This window comes from Nocardia sp. CC201C (assembly GCF_030010695.1).
GTDB lineage: Bacteria > Actinomycetota > Actinomycetes > Mycobacteriales > Mycobacteriaceae > Nocardia > Nocardia otitidiscaviarum.
In genome coordinates this window covers 1-3780 of the sequence record NZ_JASCXP010000558.1, presented here as the reverse complement: position 1 = coordinate 3780, position 3780 = coordinate 1, and the positions used below count along the sequence as shown (strand labels likewise).

Here is a 3780-nt window from a genome sequence, read left to right as displayed (position 1 = left end):
CGAACTGTCGGGGGCGCTGGCCGCCGCCGGGCAATGCCGCCGCGCGGTGGTGGCCGACCACACCGGGACCGGCACCGTCGCCCTGCTCGTGCGCGACGGATCCACTCCGCTCACCCCACTTTTCGGCGCCGATTCGGCCCGCCGCCACATCGCCGCCGGTGCGGTGGAGTTGCTCGGTGACTGGCCCGGGTTGCGGCAGGACGTGGACACCGCCGACGATCTGGGCCGGGCGATGGCACTCGGCGTGGGCGTGAACACCCGCGCCCTGCTGAGTGAACTCGGTGTGTCGCGACGGCGAGATGGCAAACATTCAGTGGACCGCACGGGTCCGCCGGTGCGACGACCGGCGTGATCTGCGCTGCAATGGGCGGTGTCGGACAGGCGAGCCCCTCGGCAGATAGGGAATGATCGTGAGTGTGAGCGATACGGACACCGTCAAGCAACCGCCGCAGCTACCCGCGGCCCCGCCCGCGGCGACCCCACCGCCCACCCAGTCGAAGTTGCCGCAGGATCGCTATCTCAACCGGGAACTGAGCTGGCTCGATTTCAACGCCCGCGTGCTGGCCTTGGCCGAGGACCACTCGCAGCCCCTGCTCGAGCGCGCCAAATTCCTCGCCATCTTCGCGTCGAATCTCGACGAGTTCTACATGGTTCGCGTGGCCGGGCTGAAGCGCCGCGCCGAGACCGGTCTCTCGGTCCGCTCCGCCGACGGCCTGTCCCCCACCGAACAGCTCGACCTGATCGCCGCCCGCGCCCAGGAACTCGCCGACCGGCACGCCCGCGTCTTCCTCGATTCGGTGCTGTCCTCCCTGATCGAGGAGGGCATCGCCATCATCGGCTGGGCCGACCTCGACGACGCCGAGCGTCAACGCCTCTCCGGCTACTTCACCGACCAGGTCTTCCCCGTCCTCACCCCGCTGGCGGTGGATCCGGCCCACCCCTTCCCCTACATCTCCGGCCTCAGTCTCAATCTGGCCGTGACGGTGAAGGATTCGGAGACCGGCGGCGAGCACTTCGCCCGGGTGAAGGTGCCCGACAATGTGGACCGCTTCGTGCGGGTGCGCCGCTCCAACCCGGCGCGGGACGCCAACTCCCCCAGCGGATCCGCCATGGCGGCCTTCCTGCCCATGGAGGAGCTGATCGCGGCGCATCTGCCGCTGCTGTTCCCGGGAATGGAAGTGGTGGAACACCATTCGTTCCGCATCACCCGCAATGCCGATTTCGAGGTGGACGAGGACCGCGACGAGGACCTGCTGCAGGCCCTGGAACGCGAACTCGCCCGCCGCCGCTTCGGATCCCCGGTGCGGCTGGAGGTCTCCGACGATATGACCGAGCACATGCTCGATCTGCTGCTGCGCGAGCTCGACGTCGATCCCGGCGATGTCATCCAGGTGCCCGGCCTGCTCGACCTGTCCTGCCTGTGGCAGGTGTACGGGGTGGATCGCCCGCACCTCAAGGACGCGCCCTACGTGCCCGCCACGCCCCCGGCCTTCGGTGAACGGGAAACTCCGCGAAACGTTTTCGCCGCTCTGCGCGAGGGCGATGTACTCGTGCACCACCCCTACGACTCCTTCTCCACCAGCGTGCAGCGCTTCATCGAGCAGGCCGCCGCCGATCCGCAGGTGCTGGCCATCAAGCAGACCCTGTACCGCACCTCCGGCGACTCCCCCATCGTCAACGCCCTCATCGACGCCGCCGAGGCCGGTAAGCAGGTGGTGGCGCTGGTGGAGATCAAGGCCCGCTTCGACGAGCAGGCCAACATCAAGTGGGCCCGCGCCTTGGAGCAGGCGGGTGTGCACGTGGTCTACGGCCTCATCGGCCTCAAGACGCACTGCAAGACCTGCCTGGTGGTGCGTCGAGAAGGCGCGACCATCCGCCGCTACTGCCATATCGGCACCGGCAACTACAACCCCAAGACCGCGCGCCTCTACGAGGACGTCGGATTGCTCACGGCCGCACCGGAGATCGGTGCGGACCTCACCGATCTGTTCAATTCGCTGACCGGTTACTCGCGCAAGGCCAACTACCGCAATCTGCTGGTGGCCCCGATCGGGGTGCGCGCCGGGATCATCGAGCGCATCGAACGCGAGATCGAACTCGCCGAGCAGGGTGAGCAGGCGCGAATCCGGCTGAAGGCCAACGCCATCGTCGACGAACAGGTGATCGACGCCCTCTATCGCGCCTCCCAGGCGGGGGTGCCGGTGCAGATCGTGGTGCGCGGCATCTGCGGCCTGCGCCCCGGCGTGCCCGGGATGAGCGAGAACATCGAGGTGCGTTCGATTCTCGGCCGGTACCTGGAGCACTCCCGGGTGCTGCACTTCCAGGCGCAGGACGAGTACTGGATCGGCAGCGCCGATATGATGCACCGCAATCTGGACCGGCGTGTGGAGGTCATGGCGCAGGTGAAGGATCCGCGCCTGGCCAAGCAGCTGGGCGAGGTCTTCGATTCCGCGCTGCATCCCGACACCCGCTGCTGGGTGCTGCAATCCGACAGCAGTTGGCTGGCACGGCCGGATACCTCGGTGGCGGGTGAGCAGGTGCGCGACCACCAGGAGCACCTGATGCGGCTGCGTCGTCCGGATCGCCGGTGAGCGGCGCGCGCACCGATATGACCGAGGGCACCGCGACCGCTGAGAACGGCAACGGGATCAATGATCCCCGCGTGACACCCAATATCCTCGCCGCCGGCGCCGTGCTGTGGCGTCACGATCGCTCGGGCGGGCTGGAGATCGCCGTCGTGCACCGGCCCAAGTACAACGACTGGTCGCTGCCCAAGGGCAAGCTGGATCCCGGTGAGACGCCGATGGTCACCGCCGTGCGCGAGGTGGCGGAGGAGACCGGCCTACAGTGCCGGCTGGGCCGCTATCTGGGGCATGTGACCTATCCGATCCCGGGGCATCGCAAGCTCAAGCGGGTGTACTACTGGGCGGCCGAGGTGGTCGAGGGGGCGTTCTCGGCCAATTCCGAGGTGGACGAGCTGCAGTGGCAGCACATCGACGGGCTGATGGATCAGCTGTCCTATCCGATGGATCGCACCGTCGTGCGCAGCTTCCTGCGGTTACCGGCCGATACCGCCACCCTGCTGGTGGTGCGGCACGCCAAGGCCGGGCGCAAGGAGCGCTTCTCCGGCCCGGACGACGAGCGGCCGCTCGAGAAGGCGGGGCGCGCCCAGGCCGCGGCGCTGGTGCCGAATCTGCTCGCCTTCGGCGCCGACGAAATCCACTCGGCCCCACCGCTGCGCTGCGTGCAGACCGTGGCCCCGCTGGCCGAGAAACTGGGCGTCGATATCGTCCGGGAGCCGTTGTTCTCCGAGGCCGGGTACGCGCAGGCGCCCGATGCGGCGCTGCGGCGGGCCGTGGAACTGGTTTCCGAGGACACCGTTCCGGTCATCTGCAGCCAGGGCAAGGTGATTCCGGATCTGCTCGACCGCTGGGCGGCCCGCGACGGCGTGGGTTTGCCGCCTGCCCGCAATCGCAAGGGCAGCGTATGGGTGTTGTCACTGCGCCGGGGTCGCCTGGTGGCCGCCGACCACCTCGACCGCGCCCTCACCATCAATATCGGACACTAGACCAAATTCGGTGTGCCGCTGGCGGATGCAGCGCCGTCAGCGGCGTATTCGTCGGGCGGAGATACGGTCTCCATTTATACGGTCATCCGACCATTCCAACTGAGATCATTTCCGCCGTCACAGCCGTTCCATTCCGGCACACCGGCACCATTTCGCACCGTCACAGGCCCATTTCGCATCAGCGCTAGCGCATTTCACCGCGCAGGCGGCGT

At 68.0% G+C, this 3780-nt stretch carries 2 protein-coding genes and 1 pseudogene; all 3 read left to right on the top strand.

Going from position 1 to position 3780, the window contains the following annotated elements:
* Window positions 1-352: pseudogene (locus tag QK444_RS33945) on the top strand (hypothetical protein); the annotation flags it as partial.
* A gap of 52 nt (window positions 353-404) precedes the next feature.
* On the top strand, window positions 405-2591 hold the full coding sequence (locus tag QK444_RS33940; protein ID WP_282786108.1) for an RNA degradosome polyphosphate kinase: 2187 nt from the start codon (window positions 405-407) through the stop codon (window positions 2589-2591).
* A 17-nt stretch (window positions 2592-2608) separates the two neighbouring features.
* Window positions 2609-3568: an NUDIX hydrolase gene (locus QK444_RS33935; protein ID WP_282786109.1), complete on the top strand. Its 960-nt coding sequence runs from the start codon at window positions 2609-2611 to the stop codon at window positions 3566-3568.
* The last annotated feature ends 212 nt before the right edge of the window (window positions 3569-3780 follow it).

What these genes read in the sequence shown, in the direction of transcription:
- QK444_RS33940 (WP_282786108.1), top strand. Translation starts at nt 405, where the DNA reads ATGATCGTGAGTGTGAGCGATACGGACACCGTCAAGCAACCGCCGCAG.
- QK444_RS33935 (WP_282786109.1), top strand. Translation starts at nt 2,609, where the DNA reads ATGACCGAGGGCACCGCGACCGCTGAGAACGGCAACGGGATCAATGAT.